Consider the following 16569-nt stretch of genomic DNA (forward strand, 5'->3'; position numbering starts at 1 on the left):
GAGCCCGAGACCCCGGCCCTACGTTCCCCGCCATGCCGACCTCATCACGACGTGCGCTCCGGACCGCCGCCCTGCTCGCCGCGGCAGCGGCCATGGGCGCGACCGCGTCGTGCCCGTCATCCGCCTCGGCCGCCGCGCACCCGCGCCTCGTCGTCACCCACGGCGGCACCACGGCACACCCAGCCGTGTACGACGGTCACGGTCGCACGGTCGCCGGCATCACGGTCGAGGCGAACCACGTGATCGTGGAGAACTACCGGGTCACCCGGCCCAAGGCGCCCGGCATCGAGATCACCGGCGACGACATCACCGTACGGAACAACACCGTGACCAGCCCGCACGGCGGCGACGGTGACGGGATGCGCTTCTTCGGAGACGACCTGAAGATCCAGCACAACACCGTGCGCGGCGCCTCCAACCCCCACACCTTCGACTTCACGATCCGCGACAACAACTGCGAGACCCTGAAGGCGTCCCAGGCCCTGATGTTCGAGGACGTTCAGCACGTCACCATCGTCCACAACACCTTCGCCGCCCCCACCGACCACGCCATCGGCCTGGCCATCCACTCCACGAGCGCCCCCGTCCGCGGCAACAGGACCAACCCCCGCGTCCGTTACGAGGTCGGCATCGACGCCTCCTCGCGGCCCGGCTACCGCGGCCCGAAAGGGGCGGCCCTCTCTGACCGCTCCCGGCCCGGACCGGCGCCAGTGCGATCAGGTCTACGCCGGCGCGAGATCCCGTGATCCTTCGCTCGACTCAACCAGCCGGTGGGGGCTCTTCGCCGAAGACCCAGGGCGCCAGCACGACCTGCCAGCCGTCCGGGTCCTCGAAGACGACCGCGCCGTGTTCCGGCCAGTAGGGGTTCGCGGCCGGAACCGGGCTGCGCCCTTGCTCGGTGAGCCGCCGGGCGGCGACGGCGACGGCTTCGGTGCCGCGAAGGTAGAGCACCAACTGGTTCTCCGGGTGCGGCTCGGGGATGCGGGGTGGGTCGCCGTGCTGCAGAAGTTCCATGTGCACCGGGGTGCCTGGCAGGCCGAAGACGACGCCGTCATAGCCCTGGTGGCCACGCCATTGGGCGAGTACCGGCAGGCCGAGGACGTCACGGTAGAAGACGAGGACCTCGTCGTACTTCGCGGTCGGCCGGGCGAAGCGGACCGCTCCGACGTCGAGGTGGCTGGGCCAGGAGTGTGCCATGGGGCGATCCTGCCACGTGCCCGACGGGAGCCGAATCGGGCTTTGGACCTACGTCGGGAGACCGGCGCTTTCGTCTGTTCGGCGGAAGGTGGTGTCTGGTGCGGGCCGAGCGAGGCGGAGACAGGAAACCGGTCGGGGCCGGTGAGCGTCATCTGACTTGGAGAGCGACCCAATCGGCGAAGAAGCTCGGGGGACGCGACGATGACTTTCTGGCGCGAGCCGCTGTGGCCGTGGCTGCGGGTGCTGATCCTCCTGGCGGCGGCGGGCGGGATCGTCGTCTGTGCGTTATGGGCGGCCGGGCAGTACGACGACGTCATGGACTTCCGGCACGCGTCCGTCTGCCACGGCACGGCCCACCACGGCTGTCTGCTGCCGGCGCCGGGCACGGTCGTCGACCGGCGCACCAGTGAGTCCTGCACCACGGACAGCAACGGCGTCGAGCACTGCACCACCAGGTACGAGGTTCGGGTGCGCCGCCCGGACCGCACGCAGTGGCTCGGCGTCGACGAGGGCACGTACCAGGATGCACACCGGGGCGACCCCGTGGACCTGCGGAGCTGGCACGGTGCGGTGGTACGCATGACGGTGGACGGCCACACCGAGACCTACTCCCCGCCCTCCTCGGACTCGATGGCCTGGCGGCTGAGCGGGGCCTGGTTGTTCCTGGGCCTGGCGTCGTGGGCGGGCGTGAGCGGGCGGCCGTCGGAACTGATCGCGTTCCCGAACTTCGGATGGCTGTGGCTGACCGTCCCGTTCGTCATGGTGGTCCATGGCGTCCTGCTCGGCAACGTCCTGGAGCTGGCCTGGGCCGGGCTGTTGGGCACCTTCGGCGTCGCGTGGATGGTCTTCGCCCGGCGGATGTGACCGGCGGACACGGAACGTGGGACAGCGTGCTGCCGGCCACGCCCGCTCGTGAGGTGGCCCGATCAGAAGTCGACGATCTCGGTGTCGTCGACGCGGGCCACGGATTCCTGTCGGAACCGCTTGTCGTAGGTGGCACGGATCTTCTCGATCTTGCCGCTGTCGGCGTCGGCCTCGTTCAGCGGGTAGAGGAGAGTGAGCTTGTACGAGCGCTCGCGTTCGATGATCCCGTGCGAGTCCCGGTACTGGCCGGAAGCATCCTCGATGGTCAGGCCGGCCGGGAAGCGCGGAGTGATGAACTCGTCGACGAAAGCGTGGAACTGCTTGCCGGTCACCGGAGAGCCACCGTCGGGCTTGGCCGTTCCGAACAGAAGCTCGGTCTTGATGTAGGGCTTACCCGGTGCTCTGTCGGGCGCCGAGACGTGGGCCGGGCGCCCGCCTCCGTCGACAAACGTCGCGTAGGCGGCGGGGGCGCTCGCGCAGAGGAGTGCGGTTCCGAGGGCCAATACGGTCGTGCGAATGCGGGGGGTGGCTTTGCGTGACACGGGCATGGTCCTTGTGATCTCGTCCGGCAATTCCCTCGGAAATTAGCGGCAGTTGCGCTGACCACGCCGATTCTCGAAGGCCCGTTCACCTTGTCGAGTGGTGGTTGAGCGGCTTGCTTGCAGCGCGCCGACGGACGTGACTCGCAGCGGTAGTTGGCCTGACGTTCCAGGGACGGGATGGTCGAGCCCTTTGTACGGTCAGACCGCCTGGGGGAGCCGGGAGTGGCTTTTGGCTGGCTGCCGTCCATGGCTGGAGTGGCTCGGCCGCCCGGCGCCCCACGACGGCCCCGGCCGGCGGATTGGGAAGTGCGCTGCTGCTGCCGCAGCGTGAGGGCCGCTTTCCCTGTTCGGACACGGTGACGTACGCCATTCGAACACGGTGACTTACGCCCGCACCCGACCCAAGGTCCAGGTGCAGGTCTATTCCACGATTGGCCCAGTTGGTCACTCTTCAAATGGACCAGATGCCCGGGCAACTGGCTGCATAGGCTCGACACCGATGCGGCTGAGACCGCAAGCGAACTCTGTAGGGGATCCCGAGGTCGACACTGGTGCCTGCTGTGGGTTTCCGGCCCGTACCTACCGGTCGGTCGGACTGAGTGAGAGGACAAAGATCTGCTGTGAAGGCGTGCGGAGTGTCCGGGGCCGAGAAGGAAGTCGCCCTGCTGGAGTTGCCCGAACCGTCATCTCCCGGGCCCGGTCAGATCCTGGTGGCGGTTGAGGCGGCCGGGGTCGGCCCGTGGGACGAACTGCTGAACGGCGCTGGTTGGGACGTGGGGCTGCACCCCCCGGCGGCGCTGGGGGTCGAGGGCGCGGGCAAGGTGCTGGCGGTCGGCGCGGGTGTCACCGGGTTTGCCGTAGGCGACCGGGTGCTCGCACACGAGGCCCCGCTGCCCGGGGGAAGCGGCTTCTGGGCCGAACGCGTTCTGATCAACGCGGATCACACGGCAGCCTGCCCACCCGGGTTGGACGCCGTGCACGCGGCGGCGCTGCCGGTCAACGGGCTCACCGCGTTGCAGGCCCTGGAGAAGCTGGACCTCAGCCGAGGACAGCGGCTCCTGATCACCAACGGAGGCGGGGCCACCGGAGCCCTGGCCGTCCAGCTCGCCGCGGCCAAGGGCATCGAGGTGACCGCGACCGCGTCTACTGCCGCCGCACAGCGCCTGCTCGGTCTGGGAGCGATGGAGGTCGTCGACTACCACGACCCGAACTGGTCGGCCAAGGTACGCGGCGGGTTCGACGCCGCCCTCATCATCGCCACCAGCACGGCGGAAGCCGCCCTGCCCTTGGTGCGGGACGGCGGCCGGCTGTGCTCCCTGACCTCGGACGCGCCTCCGGAGGAACGAGGCATCACGAGTTGGGACCTCTACGTCGAGCCCAACGCCACGCAGCTTGTCCAGCTGGCGGAGCAGGTTGCCACGGAGACCTTGAAACTCGCACCGGAACCCCTGCCGCTGAGCCAGGGACCCGCTGCGTTCGCCCGGGTGGTTACCGGACGGGCCGGCGGTAAGAAGATCGTGCTCACCCGAGCATGATCCGACCGGGCACCGCCCGATCCCGATGCTGGGCCACGGTGCCCGCCGGGCGCGGATCGAGAAGTCGTCAGGCTGAGGGTGGGCGACCGAGGAGGGCTGGCGAGGTTTGCTCACGCCGGGGCCGCGCCGCGGCCCATGGGTGATCAGGCAGCAGGCGAGCTTGAGGAGCCTTTCGTGGTGTCAGCCCGTCGTTCCCATCGGATCCGCAGACTTCGAAAGCCGCGCAGCCACGCGAAACTCCGCTCGATCACCCATCGGTAGGTGCCCAGTCCGGTGCCGTGGCGAGTGCCGCGCCGGGCGATCGCAGGCACGACGCCCCGATCGCGGACCTGGTCGCGGTAAATGCCGGCTCATCGAGGCCCGCTTCCGGACCCACGAGCTGGCCGACATCGTGCCCGGCATGCCCGGCATCGAGCCGCTGCCGGGCGCCGAGTTCCTCGCAGCGATCGGCGACGACCGCACGGCCTTCGACAGCCCGGACGGACTCGCGGCCTTTCCCGGCCTGGCTCCGGCACCGAATGATTCCGGAAAGCGGAACGGCAACCTGCACCGCCCCCGCCACTGCCACCGAGGTCTCCAGCGAGTCTTCTACATGTCCGCCCTGATGAGCGTCCGCTACGACCCAACTCCCGAACCTTCTGCGACCGAAAGCCGGCCGAGGAGAAACGCCGTACCCAGGGCGTGATCGCTCTCGTCCGCCGCCGAGTCAACGTGCTTTGGGCCCTGGTCCGAGACCGGCGCCTCTGCGCAGTGGCCCCGCCCCAGCCGACCGGCTGGTCCGGGCGATCATCCGACCGCCACAACCAGCGCAAGGCATCAGGGAGCAGGACTCCACCGTGGTTGGGGTATGCGGAGCGGCGAGGAACGGGTATGGCGCGAGGGGGTCGAGGCCGCGATGTCCGGGCCTGGCCAGCGAGCCGGACGGCGACGAACGGTTCCGCCGGACGGGCGGTGAATTCGCCGGCCAGACAGCCCAGCGGCGGACGAGCGGCGAGCGTCGACAGGGGAGAGGCGTTGACAGGGCACCCGACCCCAGAGCCGGACCTCGGCGTGCTCGCGGCCCAGGTCCTCTTCTCCGTCCAACGCGAACTGTTCACCGCCCTCGCCGAGCAGGGCTTCGACGACATCCAGCCGCGCGCCGGTGCCGTCCTGGCCCACCTGCGCACCGACGGCATCCGGCCCAGCGCACTCGCCCGCGCCTCGGGACAGCACATGCAAGTCATCGGCTCCCTCGTCGACGACCTCGGACGCAAACCCGACCCCGCGGACCGCCGCGCCAAACTGATCCACCCCACCGAAACGTGGCCTCCTCCAGATGCAGACCGCCGCCTCGATCATGCGCGCCATCGAGGAGCGCCATGCGAGGGCACTGGGTGAGTGGGAGTACGCCGCCTTCAGGACGGCTCTGCACCGAGTGGCCGAGCTTCAGCGTGAGGTCATCGTCACGGGTCCCGCGCCATCACGCGGCCAGGGCAGGTGAAGCGACCGCGACCGTCCGTGCCGCCGCGCCCCGGGGAGCCGACGGCGCCGAAAGGGAGGGCCTGCTCGCCCGCGCGACGGTCCCGGGACGCCTTGCTTCACGGCGAACTTCGCGCGTGGGTAACCCGGATACGAGTTCTGATCCGCCTCTGGTGGGGCTGCTCACCCGCTCGGATGCGCTCGGCGCGACACCGGTCGCGAGCGTGTGCATGGTGATTTCATGATCACTACACCTCACCCCAAGAAGACCGTTTCCCGGATTCCGCGAGTATTCGCGGTGTGTGCCGCCGTGGGCATCAGTTGTGCGGCGGGGGTGGCGACTGCCACATCCGCCGTGGCCGCGACGCCCGCCACGCACGTCGTGACAAAGGCCGCCCCGGCCTACGGCGGCGGCGGGGGAGGGGAGGAAAACAAGTGCGGCAACGGCCTCCTCGACCTCCTCAACTTCTGCAACTGACGGACAACGGGCGATAGTTCCTGCCCGCAAACCGCACAACCGCACAACCGCACATGGAAGAAGTCCAACCACCCCAGGGCGGTCAGGAACAGGGGCACGATCCCTGGCCCTGACCGCCCTGCCGACTACGACCGACGGCCTCCGCGCCCACTGCTCCGGCTGGGGCGGCGACCGCAGCGGCAGTCCATCCAGTCGAGCGGGACCTCGTTCAGGCGGAGCCGAGCTGCCTCCGGGCGGCGGCTCGGTCGTCGCGGAGTGGGTCGGCGGGACGGTCCGGACCGCGGTCGGCGCTCGGGACGGTCAGGTGCGGAAAGCGGCGGGCGGCCAGCAGGAAGCCGAGTGTGGTGAGCACGAACGGCCAGGTGAACGCGTGGCCGCCGGAAGGGGCGAGGAGGGCGGCGACGGCCGGGGTGAGGGCGGTCGCGGTCGCGGCACCGAGCAGCGCGTACAGCAGCGTCCTTCGGGTGACCGCAAGGAACACCCCGCACAGCGCCGATGCGACGAGCACCGCGTTGTAGCCCATCGTGCCGTCGGCGATCCGTGCGGCCGGTGCCCCGAGCGCCCACGCCGTCAGGATGCTCGTCGCGCTGCCGCAACAGGCCACGCACCCCGCTGCCCGGCTCGCCAGGAAGAGGCCCGCGAGCAGCAGAGCCCCCGCGTACCACTGATCCATGAACAAGACCTGGGACAGATTGCGCAAGAACGCTCCTGCCACGTCGTACGGTCCAAGGATGGTGGGTCCGGATGCCGCGTGGGGCAGCGCGGCGACGCTGCCGCCACGGGTCCAGATCCGCTGGAAGGCGGGCGCGGCCACGGTGACGGCGCCCGCCAGCAGGCAGTAGGGCAGGGTCAGCGTCGGCAAATTCCAGACGTGCAGCAGCTGGACGACGGCCGCCGTGACGACGGTGACCACGAGGCAGGCCGCGGCCGCGAGCAGTGCCGTGGCCGGCCTCCGCGCATCGAGGAACACGGCGAAGCACAGCGCGATCAGACAGGAGTTGAAGCCTTCCAGCCCCGCCCGCACCCGGTCGCGGGCCACGCCCAGCAGACATGCGACACCGGTGCCGAGAGCGGCGCCGCCCACACCGTAGGCGCCGTACCGCCAGTCCGCGGTGAACAACGCGAGGCCGAAGACAGTGCCTGACCAGGCGTTGTCCAGGAACATGACCTGGGCGAGGCCGCGCAGCACGCGCACCCCGAACTCCAGGCCGCGTCTCGGTTCCCGCCCATGGGGACGGGCCGGCAATCGCCTGTCCCACCCCTTCCCGGACACATCTCTGCAGCCGTGCACATCCATCCGCATGCGGCGCCGCATACCCAAGCCCCCAAGGTCATATTTTCCGCTTCGCGGCATCATATTTCCACGATGCGACATTGCACCACCATGGAAGCAGGTGCATGGAAGCACGGAGGCAAAGGCCCCTCTTGCATGGCAGGCTCTACGGCGGTGACTCTCGCCCGTGCCGCATCGCCAGGAGGCTCCGCATGTTGTCGCTCGATCTCCACCCGATCTTCCGCAACAACCGCGACATCGAACTTGCGCTGCGCCAGTTCCTCTTCAGAGCCAACAACTCGGGCGAGCGGGTCGTGGAGATCATTCCGGGCAAGGGCTCCGGGCGGCTGAAGGCCCGGGTTCTCGCGTTCCTGGATCAGAAGCACATCAGGAAGCTGTACGTCCGGCGTGAGGTCGACAGCGGCAACACCGGACGCATTCTCATCTACTTCCAGTGATCAGCAGCGGATGTCGTACCTGGTGAGAGGCCCGTTCCGGCACGAAGCCGACTGGCTTGCCCGCGGTGCGCTGCACGGCCGGCGGCATCTTTCAGATCGCTCGCGACGGATGCCCAAGGTTCTTCGGCACAGCCGAAGGCAGCACTTCGCCCCGCCGGAGGACCGACGGGGCGAAGTGCCGCGGAGCCGTGAGCGACGGCCGGTGGCCGTTGGTGTCGCCTCAGGCCTGCCGCGTGGGACTCATGTTCTGCTTACTTGGTGAAGGCCGCGACACCGTTCGGGGTACCCAGGCCCGTCGGACCGTCGTAACCCTTGCCCGCCTTGCACAGGTAGTTGCTGCAGGACCCGTTGGAGCCCTCGGTGATGTCGTTCAGCTTGTCCGGGTGGGCGTAGGGGTACGAGGCCGGGACGTCACTGGCGCCCGGGGCGCCCGCGAGGGCGTAGACACCGGCGATGAACGGCGAGGAGGCGCTGGTGCCGCCGTACACGTTCCAGCCGCTTGCCTGGTACGTGTCGTAGACGGCGAGCCCGGTGGCCGGGTCGGCGACGGCCGCGACATCGGCGACGCTGCGCTTGCCGCAGTCGGTGTCCTTCTGCCAGGACGGCTTGGCGTCGAACTGCGAGCAACCCGAGCCCGCTCCGTTGCCGCCGGCGGACGTGCCCCAGACGGACTCGGAGTAGCCGCGGGTGCTGCTGTCCTTCTTGAGCGAGGTGCCTCCGACGGCGGTCACGTACTGGGAGGCCGCCGGGTACTCGACGCCGTATCCGCTGTCGCCGGAGCTGACGGTGATGGCGACGCCGGGGTGCTTGAAGTACTTGTCGTCGGCGGAGGTGTCGTTGGACTCCTCGCCGCCGCCGTAGCTGTTGGACACGTACTTGGCGCCCTGCTTGACGGCCTGGTTCACGGCCGCACCGAGGTCGTCCATGTTCGCGGACTTGGCCTCGACGAGCAGGATCTTGCACTGCGGGCAGGCCGCGCTGACCATGTCCACGTCGAGGGAGATCTCTCCGGCCCAACCGGCGTCGGGCGTCGGGTAGTTCGAGCCGCCGTCCTGGTCGATCTTCTTGAAGCAGCTGTTGCTGGTGCTGCACTCCGGCAGGCCGTACTGGGACCGGTAGGCCGCCAGGTCCTTCTCGGCGTTCGGGTCGTCGTTCGCGTCGACGATCGCGACGGTGGCGCCCTTGCCGCCGTCCTTGGGGAGGTTGTACGCGGCCTGCAGGTCGGCTGGTCCGAAGCCCTTGGGGGTGTCGTGCCGGCCGAGGGTCTTCTGCGGGGCGAGGTCGGTGCGGACCTCTGCCTGGCAGGCCATGTAGCCGGGCTTGCTCGGCTGGGAACAGAGCCGGTGCGTCTGCACCGTCGAGGCCGTGGATGATGCGGGGGTCGTCGTCGCGAAGGCCGACGACTGAGTGGCGATGGCCACACCGCCGGTGATCAGAGCTGCTGCAGACAGGAGCGCGGGCGCGCCGCGACGTATGGAGTTCCTTCTGCGATGAGAATGCAATGAACTGCCCTCCGTGGGGGGATGGGTGGCTCCGTGACGGCGGCCGGGCGGCGATGCCACGTACATGACAAGCGCTTTCCGTTGGGGGTAGCCGTGCGGAACCTGCTTCCGGGCATACTGCTGATGCTGCCACCACGGTCAGTGGTGGCTATGGATGAGGTTATTGACTGTTTGCCGAAGAGAACAGAGGCAGTTGGAAAAACTTTGCCTCCAACTTCTCAGCGCGGGCATATACCTTGTGCAGCCATGGAGCTGAAAGATGGAACCATCAACGACCTCATGTCACTGGGGCTGCCCCGGTATGAGGCACGGGTCTACCTGTCCCTCATCAGGCGTGGTTCCTACACGGCGGCCGAGGTGGCACGGGAAGCCGACGTGCCGCGCCAGCGTGTGTACGACGTGCTGGACGCGCTCGTACGGCGGCAGTTGGTCATCGCACACGCCGGACGGGTGGCCACATACTCCGCCGTCACGCCCGAGTTGGCCCTCGCCCGGCTGATGACCGTGCAACGGGAGTCCGTCGACCGGCTGGAGCGGGTCTCGCAGGAGCTGGCCGGTGTCCTGCAGCCGCTCTGGTCCCAGGGGCGGGAGCACACCGATCCGCTGGACTACATCGAGATCCTGCGCGACCCCAAAGCGATCTCCGAGCGCTTCGCCGACATCCAGCGGCAGGCGCGGCATGAGCTGCTCACCTTCTGCAAGCCGCCGTTCGTCGCCCCCGCCGAGAACACGGAGGGCCTGGCGGTGGTCCACCGACTCCACCGGGCGGGCGGTACCGTCCGGGCGCTCTACCTCGACGAGGCCCTGGACGACCCCGAGACGGTCGAGCATGTACGGCGCTTCGCCGCAGCCGGGGAGGAGGCCCGCTTCGCCCCGGAACTGCCCCTGAAGCTCGTCATCGCCGACGCTTCCCTGGTCCTGTGCGACATGCCCGACCCGGTGGCCGGCGCGGGTTCCACCACCACCCTCTTCATCGAGCATCCGGCCCTCGCAGGCTGCCTGCGGCTGGCCTTCCACACCGTCTGGAAGGACGCCGCGCCGGCCCCGGAGTCCAGCGTGGCGCCGTAATCCTCGGGGGGTGTCCTGGACGCCGACGTTCCCCCGTCAGTCCCGTCCGTTTCGGCTCGGGGTGGACTCGGCGGGGCCCGCGAGGAGGTGGTCGGCCATTTCCTGGTGGCTCGGGGGCGGGGGCAGGGTGATGGAGGGGTCGGGACGTAGTCCGTCGAGGAAGACGCCGAGGTGACGCGCCGTCAGTGCGGCGGCCTGCTGGGGAGGAAGGTGGGGGAGGGGGCGGCACAGCAGCGCGGCGGTGGTGATCAGGTCCACTGCCGTCACGTCCGCACGGATCATGGTGTGTCGGCGCCCCTGCTCGAGGACGTCTTCCAGGGCGGCGGCGATGTCCCGTTGCAGCTCGCGTGCCTCCGGGGCGTCGGTCTGGGGGCCGCCGATCAGGGGCAGAACGAGCATGTCCCGGCTGTCGACCACGCTCTGCAGGAACGCCTGGACGGCAGCGGGCGGATCCGTCCGCGCTGACGTCGCCGCCGCCCGTGCGGCGTCCAGCACGATGCCGAATCCGTCGACGACGACCTGTGCGATCAGCGCCTCGCGGTTCGGGAAGCGCCGGTAGAGAGTGGCGATGTTCACGCCTGCACGACGGGCGATCTCTTCCAGCGGAACGGCGGTCCCTGCCTCCAGGAAGGCACTGCGGGCGGCACTCAGAATCTGGGCGCGGTTGCGAGCCGCGTCGGTGCGCAACCGCGCGGTCGCGCGCCCTTGGGCCGGTCGGGCGGTCACTGGTTCACCCCTGCTGTCGTCGTGGCCTGCCAGCCGAGAGACTACGACACCTCCATAAGTGAAGGAATCCCTGCGGTTAGTGTTAGCCTCGGCGTGCCGCCACAGCGGAGCCGTGGCGCCCGCTGCCATAGCCGCGCCTACGCGGTGCAGGTCAGCACCGTGTACGCGCTGCACGTCAGCCACGCCTGCGCGGTGTACGACGGCACCGGGCGAAGGGCGGAGCTCGGCGCGGCGCACCCACCAGTGGAAGGAACACATCCGATGACCGCAGGGCACTGCTCGCGATTCACAGGCAAAGTCGCCGTCGTCACCGGCGGCAGCCGGGGTATCGGCGCGGCGGTCGCGACGCGGCTGGCCGCCGAGGGGGCCGCCGTCGTGATCGGCTACCGGGGCAACGAGCAGGCGGCACAGGCAGTCGTCTCCGCCCTCAGCGCCGAGGGCGCCCGCGCCGTCGCACTACGCGCCGACGTCGCCGAACCCGACCAGACCAGGGCCCTGTTCGAGCGAGCCATGGACCAGTTCGGCCGGCTCGACGTCCTGGCCTCGTGCGCGGGCGTCGAGCACTTCGACGCGCTGGAGAACATCACCTCGGCCGACTTCGACCGTGTCTTCGCCGTGAACACCCGCGGCCAGCTGTTCGCCGCCCAGCACGCGGCCGCCCACATGGGCGCCGGCGGCAGGATCGTGCTCACCTCGTCCGTCAGCGCCTCCCGCGCGGTCTTCGGCCACACTCTGTACGCGGCGTCCAAGGCGGCCGTGGAGGCGATGGTCCTCAACCTGTCCGCCGAGCTCGGACAGCGCGGCATCACCATCAACGCCATCGCCCCGGGAGGCACCGCGACCGACATGGCCGCCGAACACGCCCCCGGCTACCAGCACCCCGCACTCCGCGGCACCATGCCCCTGCCCCAGTGGCTCGAGGTCCACGGCGCGCTCGGCCGCCTCGCCGAGCCGCGGGAAGTCGCCGCCGGATACGCCTTCCTCGCCTCCGACGACGCCGCCTACCTCACCGGCCGCACCCTCCCCGTCGACGGCGGCTTCTTCTAGGGCCTGTCCGGCAGATCAGGCCCCCGCGTCTGCGACAGGATCCGCCGGACAGGCCCTAGACCACCCCGAGCAGCCGCCCCCCGTGCCCTCCTGCGGAGACCAGCATCCGCCGGCCCAGGCCCGCGCCGGTTTCCGTGACCACCCACGCGACCACCCGGTCGGCACAGCCGAGCCGACGTCGACAAGAAGAGACCATGCCCCCCTTGAACTCCCCGGCAGCCGTCGAGCCCAGCCGGCCGCGCCACCGCGCGGCCCACGCCGACCGCCAGCCCCACCACCTGGACGACACCGAGCACGGCATACCCGCCCCGGTCCTCGCCTCCGGTGCCCCGCCCCGCAAAGCGATCACCGTCCCGGTGATCACCTCGCTGCTCGTCGGCGCCGCGTTCATCGCCGTATTCCTCGCGGCGTTCCACGCGCCGACCTCCCACGGGCTGCCCCTGGGCGTAGCCGCGTCCGACAGCGCCGCAGCCCGCGTCGAACTCGAGATCAACGACCTCGACCGCCAGGCCATGACCTTCCACCGCTACCCCACGGCAGCGGCCGCCCGCACCGCGATCAGGCATGACGAGGTCCCCGCCGCCCTCGTCACCGATGCGCACCAGAACCTGAAGCTGCTGGTGGCCGGTGCCCAGGGACCCTCCGCCACCGGCTCGGTCCAGGCCACACTGACCGCCGCGCTCGGCCACCCGATCCCCGTGACCGATGTCGTACCGCTGGCCCACGAAGACTCCCGCGGACTGTCGATCTTCTACTCCTGCTTCGGAGTCGTCCTGGCCGGCTACCTGTTCGCCGTGTCCTCGTACCAGATCGCCCCCCGCATGGCCCTCGCGGCACGCACAGCCAGCATGGCCGCCTTCTCCGTCGCCTCCGGCGTGACCGTGGCCGCCATCGCCTGCCTCGGCCTCGGCGCGATCCCCGCCCCCTTCGCCACCACCGCGGCCGTGACCGCCCTGCTCGCCTTCGCCCTGGCCGCCTCCGCCGGCCTGATCATGCGCGCCTGTGGGCCCGCCGGGATCCCGCTGGCCTCCATCGCCCTACTCATCCTCGGCAACGCATCCAGCGGCGGCATCCTGCCCCCGCAGTACCTGCCCAGCTGGCTGGAGCCCCTCGCCTATGGCATGCCACCCGGTATCGCCGTCCGTGCCCTGCGCGGAGCGTCGTACTTCCACGCAGCGCACCTCGCGGCCGGGCTGACCCTCCTGGCCTGCTGGACCGCCGCCTGCCTCACCGCCCAGTACGCACTGGACCGCGCGGCCCGCCACCGCGCCGAGCCGAAGGCAACGACGCCGGCGCCCACCCGGGCGACCATGTGAGCCACGAGGGATGTGGCTCACCCGGTGCCTGTGCCTGGGTGTCCTGCGGTGTCTCAGACGTCGGCCCACAGGTCGGTGGAGAGATACTTGAGCCCGGAGTCGCAGATGATGATGGCGAGGGTCTTTCCCCGCATCCGGCCGTCGAGCAGTTTCAGGGCCGCGGCGAGGTTGGCGCCGGAGGAGTAGCCGCCGAAGATGCCTTCCCGGGTGGCCAGTTGGCGGGCGGCGCTTCGCGCCTCGGCACCGGTGACCTGGACGAAGCCGTCGATCGGCACACCCGTCAGGAAGTCCAGGTCGCTCATGGCGTAGCCACCTCCCTGGATCGGGTGATCGGGGTGGGTGAGGGGCCGGCCGGCCACGACCGCGGCGCCGGCCGGTTCGACGACGTAGCAGAGCGCGGCCGGGTTGTGCTCCTTGAGGGCTTTGGTGACGCCCGCGTATGTCCCGCCGGAGCCGAGGAAGTCGACGAAGCCGTCGAGGGCGCCGCCTGTCTGCTGCCACAGTTCCTGGCCTGTGCCGTGGTAATGGGCGAGCCAGTTGCCGTCGCGATGGAACTGGTCGGCGCGGAACGCGCCCCGGCTCCGGGTGATCTCCTGCGCCGCGGCGTCGACCAGTTCCAGGTCTCCGCCCGAAACCTGCCCTGGTACGGAGCCGGGCAGTTGGTCGACGAGGACCACCTCGGCGCCGAGCGCGGCCATCATCCGGGCTCGTTCCGGTGAGTTCCCCCTGGACATCACCGCGATGAACGGATGGCCCCTGACGGCACACACGATGGCCAGTCCGGTGCCCATGTTGCCGCTGGTCAGCTCGACTACGGGTTGCCCGGGCCCGAGCAGTCCGGAGCGTTCGGCCTCCTCGATGATCCCTTTCGCGGCACGGTCCTTCTTGGACCCGCCCGGGTTGAGATAGTCGAGCTTGGCCAGGATGGTCCCGTCGAGCCCGCTCGTGATCCGGTCGAGCCGCACCAGCGGGGTCGCCCCGACGGCTTCCACGACGGAGGGCAGCACGTCGTTCATCGTCAGTCCTTCACTGATCGGATCGCTGTGAAGCGCTGTTCGTCAAGTCGAACGCTCATACTTCCATACCGAACGAAGGTGACTCATCCACGAGAGCCCAAAAAACTTCCGACGGTGATGTCGAGAAGCCGTGATCGGCTCCGTCCCCGAGGTGAACGCGACCACAATGGGGCGCACCAGCACCGAGGAGAACGACGATGGCCAAGTACTTGCTGCTCAAGCACTACCGCGGCGCTCCGGCTCCGATCAACGACGTGCCCATGGACCAGTGGACGCCTGAGGAGATCTCGGCGCACGTGCAGTACATGAACGACTTCGCGGCCCGGCTTGAGAAGACCGGAGAGTTCGTCGACGGCCAGGCGCTCGCCCCCGAGGGGGCATGGGTCCGGTACGACGGTGAGGGGCGTCCGCCGGTCACCGACGGTCCGTTCGCCGAGACCAAGGACCTCATCGCCGGCTGGATGGTGATCGACGTCGACACCTATGAGCGCGCCGTCGAGCTGGCGGGGGAACTGTCGGCCGCCCCCGGCGCGGGCGGCAAGCCGATCCACGAGTGGCTGGAGGTGCGCCCGTTCCTGGCCGCGTCGCACACCATCACCGAGTGACCACCACTGTGGACGAGGCCCTGCTCCGAAGCCTCACGCCGAGCGTCCTCGGGATCCTCGTCCGCCGCGGAGCCGACTTCGCGGCGGCCGAGGACGCCGTGCAGGACGCACTGGTCGAGGCGGTCCGTGCCTGGCCGGCCGACCCGCCGCGGGACCCGAAGGGCTGGCTGGTCACCGTGGCCTGGCGCCGGTTCCTCGACGCGACCCGGGCGGACACCGCCCGCCGCCGGCGTGAGGACCTCGTCGACGAGGAGCCGGCGCCCGGTCCCACGCCCGCGGTGGACGACACGCTCCAGCTCTATTTCCTGTGCGCCCACCCGTCGCTGACGCCCGCGTCCGCGGTCGCACTGACGCTGCGCGCCGTCGGCGGCCTGACCACCCGCCAGATCGCCCAGGCCTACCTCGTGCCCGAGGCGACCATGGCGCAGCGGATCAGCCGGGCCAAGCGCACCGTCTCCGGCGTACGGTTCGACCAGCCCGGCGACGTCGCGACCGTGCTGCGCGTCCTCTACCTCGTCTTCAACGAGGGCTACTCCGGCGACGTCGACCTCGCCGCCGAGGCCATCCGGCTCACCCGGCAGCTCGCGGCCGCTATCGACCACCCCGAGGTGGCCGGGCTGCTCGCCCTCATGCTGCTCCACCACGCCCGGCGAGCGGCCCGTACCGCGTCCGACGGCAGTCTGGTGCCGCTGGCCGACCAGGACCGCAGCCGGTGGGACACCGGGTTGATCGCCGAGGGCGTCGAGATCCTGCAAGCGGCACTCGCCCGGGACCGGCTGGGCGAGTTCCAGGCCCAGGCCGCCATCGCGGCACTCCACGCCGACGCGCCCGCCGCCGAGGAGACCGACTGGGTGCAGATCGTCGAGTGGTACGACGAGCTCACGCACCTGACCGACAGCCCGGTCGTACGGCTCAACCGCGCCGTCGCCATCGGCGAGGCCGACGGACCGCGTGCCGGCCTGGCGGCGCTCGCGGAGTTGCACGACTCACTGCCCCGCCACACCGCGGTGGCGGCCTACCTCCACGAACGCGCGGGCAACCTGACAACGGCGGCCAAGCTGTACGCCGAGGCGGCCCGAAAGGCACCCAACCTCGCCGAACGCGACCACCTGACCCGCCAGGCCGCCCGACTCAACTCCCACCGCTCATCCACGTCCAGCCCCTGAGCGCGAGCTCACCTCTGGCGTGATCATGATCGGGTGTCGGCCGCACTGGCAGTCCAGGTACACGGCTGGGACTTGCACGTGGGATCTGCCTACCTGCCGCAAGGCGTGCTCAGTGCCCGGGCAGGCGCGCCGTCGGTCCGTGGCTGAACGGGCCGATGCACCGAAACCGGCCCGGCCGGTGCACGGTTCCTTCTCGACCCGTTCGAGGCAGTCCGGGCCGCGGGTGTCCTCGGCGCGCGCCGCGCGAGTAGCGAGCGCAGCGGGTCTGGATGGCGCATTCGAGATGTACGTGCGCCTCTCCGAAGCCCTTGCACCAGT

Annotated in this window: 17 protein-coding genes and 2 pseudogenes; 12 read left to right on the forward strand and 7 right to left on the reverse strand. The window is 70.1% G+C overall.

The window, feature by feature from the left end; translation table 11 throughout:
• Positions 1–32 precede the first annotated feature (32 nt).
• A complete protein-coding gene (locus AV521_RS19610) occupies positions 33–746 on the forward strand; it encodes a right-handed parallel beta-helix repeat-containing protein (RefSeq protein ID WP_079249324.1) in 714 nt (237 codons plus the stop codon).
• Between the two features lie 13 nt (positions 747–759).
• On the opposite strand, the gene AV521_RS19615 is transcribed toward AV521_RS19610, so the two are convergent.
• A complete protein-coding gene (locus AV521_RS19615) occupies positions 760–1197 on the reverse strand; it encodes a VOC family protein (RefSeq protein ID WP_076089746.1) in 438 nt (145 codons plus the stop codon).
• 201 nt (positions 1198–1398) lie between these two features.
• Between AV521_RS19615 and AV521_RS19620 the strand changes: the two genes are divergently transcribed.
• Positions 1399–2061 (forward strand): hypothetical protein, encoded by a 663-nt coding sequence (locus AV521_RS19620; protein WP_076089747.1) that lies wholly within the window; start codon positions 1399–1401, stop codon positions 2059–2061.
• A 62-nt stretch (positions 2062–2123) separates the two neighbouring features.
• Here the strand turns inward: AV521_RS19620 and AV521_RS19625 are convergent, their stop codons facing one another.
• A complete protein-coding gene (locus AV521_RS19625) occupies positions 2124–2603 on the reverse strand; it encodes a DUF3574 domain-containing protein (protein WP_256725627.1) in 480 nt (159 codons plus the stop codon).
• Between the two features lie 635 nt (positions 2604–3238).
• Here AV521_RS19625 and AV521_RS19630 point away from each other — a divergent pair.
• Positions 3239–4138, forward strand: coding sequence for an NADP-dependent oxidoreductase (locus AV521_RS19630; RefSeq protein ID WP_179023228.1), 900 nt, complete (start codon positions 3239–3241; stop codon positions 4136–4138).
• Between the two features lie 141 nt (positions 4139–4279).
• Here AV521_RS19630 and AV521_RS19635 read toward each other — a convergent pair.
• Positions 4280–4479, reverse strand: a pseudogene (locus tag AV521_RS19635) (transposase); the annotation flags it as partial.
• A 5-nt stretch (positions 4480–4484) separates the two neighbouring features.
• Between AV521_RS19635 and AV521_RS19640 the strand changes: the two are divergent.
• The 3 genes and pseudogenes from AV521_RS19640 to AV521_RS48685 all read left to right on the forward strand — a co-directional run.
• Positions 4485–4900, forward strand: a pseudogene (locus AV521_RS19640) (transposase); the annotation flags it as partial.
• 252 nt (positions 4901–5152) lie between these two features.
• A complete protein-coding gene (locus AV521_RS19645; protein ID WP_256725628.1) occupies positions 5153–5515 on the forward strand; it encodes a MarR family winged helix-turn-helix transcriptional regulator in 363 nt (120 codons plus the stop codon).
• Positions 5516–5837: 322 nt separating this feature from the next.
• Positions 5838–6074, forward strand: a complete 237-nt coding sequence (locus AV521_RS48685; protein ID WP_143658629.1) for a hypothetical protein — start codon at positions 5838–5840, stop codon at positions 6072–6074.
• Between the two features lie 208 nt (positions 6075–6282).
• Here the strand turns inward: AV521_RS48685 and AV521_RS19650 are convergent, their stop codons facing one another.
• Positions 6283–7269 (reverse strand): urea transporter, encoded by a 987-nt coding sequence (locus tag AV521_RS19650; protein ID WP_256725629.1) that lies wholly within the window; start codon positions 7267–7269, stop codon positions 6283–6285.
• A gap of 290 nt (positions 7270–7559) precedes the next feature.
• Between AV521_RS19650 and AV521_RS19655 the strand changes: the two genes are divergently transcribed.
• Complete coding sequence (locus tag AV521_RS19655) at positions 7560–7805, forward strand: Smr/MutS family protein (RefSeq protein WP_076089751.1); 246 nt, start codon at positions 7560–7562, stop codon at positions 7803–7805.
• A gap of 251 nt (positions 7806–8056) precedes the next feature.
• Here AV521_RS19655 and AV521_RS19660 read toward each other — a convergent pair whose 3' ends face one another.
• Positions 8057–9226 (reverse strand): S8 family serine peptidase, encoded by a 1170-nt coding sequence (locus AV521_RS19660; RefSeq protein ID WP_305965176.1) that lies wholly within the window; start codon positions 9224–9226, stop codon positions 8057–8059.
• 327 nt (positions 9227–9553) lie between these two features.
• Here AV521_RS19660 and AV521_RS19665 point away from each other — a divergent pair, with 327 nt between their 5' ends.
• Positions 9554–10375 carry a TrmB family transcriptional regulator gene (locus AV521_RS19665; RefSeq protein WP_076089752.1) on the forward strand — a complete coding sequence of 274 codons (822 nt, stop codon included), beginning with the start codon at positions 9554–9556 and terminating at the stop codon, positions 10373–10375.
• 36 nt (positions 10376–10411) lie between these two features.
• Here AV521_RS19665 and AV521_RS19670 read toward each other — a convergent pair whose 3' ends face one another.
• Positions 10412–11101: a TetR/AcrR family transcriptional regulator gene (locus AV521_RS19670; protein WP_179023230.1), complete on the reverse strand. Its 690-nt coding sequence runs from the start codon at positions 11099–11101 to the stop codon at positions 10412–10414.
• 261 nt (positions 11102–11362) lie between these two features.
• Here AV521_RS19670 and AV521_RS19675 point away from each other — a divergent pair, with 261 nt between their 5' ends.
• Positions 11363–12148, forward strand: coding sequence for an SDR family NAD(P)-dependent oxidoreductase (locus AV521_RS19675; RefSeq protein WP_076089821.1), 786 nt, complete (start codon positions 11363–11365; stop codon positions 12146–12148).
• Between the two features lie 194 nt (positions 12149–12342).
• Positions 12343–13464, forward strand: a complete 1122-nt coding sequence (locus AV521_RS19680) for a hypothetical protein (protein WP_076089754.1) — start codon at positions 12343–12345, stop codon at positions 13462–13464.
• A gap of 53 nt (positions 13465–13517) precedes the next feature.
• Here AV521_RS19680 and AV521_RS19685 read toward each other — a convergent pair whose 3' ends face one another.
• Positions 13518–14480, reverse strand: a complete 963-nt coding sequence (locus AV521_RS19685) for a PLP-dependent cysteine synthase family protein (RefSeq protein WP_076089755.1) — start codon at positions 14478–14480, stop codon at positions 13518–13520.
• Positions 14481–14677: 197 nt separating this feature from the next.
• On the opposite strand from AV521_RS19685, the gene AV521_RS19690 reads away from it, so the two are divergent.
• Both AV521_RS19690 and AV521_RS19695 read left to right on the forward strand, forming a co-directional pair.
• Positions 14678–15085 carry a YciI family protein gene (locus AV521_RS19690; protein WP_076089756.1) on the forward strand — a complete coding sequence of 136 codons (408 nt, stop codon included), beginning with the start codon at positions 14678–14680 and terminating at the stop codon, positions 15083–15085.
• 8 nt (positions 15086–15093) lie between these two features.
• Positions 15094–16251, forward strand: coding sequence for an RNA polymerase sigma factor (locus tag AV521_RS19695; RefSeq protein ID WP_076089757.1), 1158 nt, complete (start codon positions 15094–15096; stop codon positions 16249–16251).
• The last annotated feature ends 318 nt before the right edge of the window (positions 16252–16569 follow it).

This window comes from Streptomyces sp. IMTB 2501 (assembly GCF_001953885.1).
In the GTDB taxonomy this organism is placed as follows: Bacteria; Actinomycetota; Actinomycetes; order Streptomycetales; family Streptomycetaceae; genus Streptomyces.

Excerpts from the sequence above, each read along its gene's own strand:
- AV521_RS19665 (WP_076089752.1), top strand. The coding sequence starts at position 9,554 with ATGGAGCTGAAAGATGGAACCATCAACGACCTCATGTCACTGGGGCTG.
- AV521_RS19615 (WP_076089746.1), bottom strand. The coding sequence starts at position 1,197 with ATGGCACACTCCTGGCCCAGCCACCTCGACGTCGGAGCGGTCCGCTTC.
- AV521_RS19610 (WP_079249324.1), top strand. The coding sequence starts at position 33 with ATGCCGACCTCATCACGACGTGCGCTCCGGACCGCCGCCCTGCTCGCC.
- AV521_RS19690 (WP_076089756.1), top strand. The coding sequence starts at position 14,678 with ATGGCCAAGTACTTGCTGCTCAAGCACTACCGCGGCGCTCCGGCTCCG.
- AV521_RS19620 (WP_076089747.1), top strand. The coding sequence starts at position 1,399 with ATGACTTTCTGGCGCGAGCCGCTGTGGCCGTGGCTGCGGGTGCTGATC.
- AV521_RS19675 (WP_076089821.1), top strand. The coding sequence starts at position 11,363 with ATGACCGCAGGGCACTGCTCGCGATTCACAGGCAAAGTCGCCGTCGTC.
- AV521_RS19680 (WP_076089754.1), top strand. The coding sequence starts at position 12,343 with ATGCCCCCCTTGAACTCCCCGGCAGCCGTCGAGCCCAGCCGGCCGCGC.
- AV521_RS19655 (WP_076089751.1), top strand. The coding sequence starts at position 7,560 with ATGTTGTCGCTCGATCTCCACCCGATCTTCCGCAACAACCGCGACATC.
- AV521_RS48685 (WP_143658629.1), top strand. The coding sequence starts at position 5,838 with ATGATCACTACACCTCACCCCAAGAAGACCGTTTCCCGGATTCCGCGA.
- AV521_RS19685 (WP_076089755.1), bottom strand. The coding sequence starts at position 14,480 with ATGAACGACGTGCTGCCCTCCGTCGTGGAAGCCGTCGGGGCGACCCCG.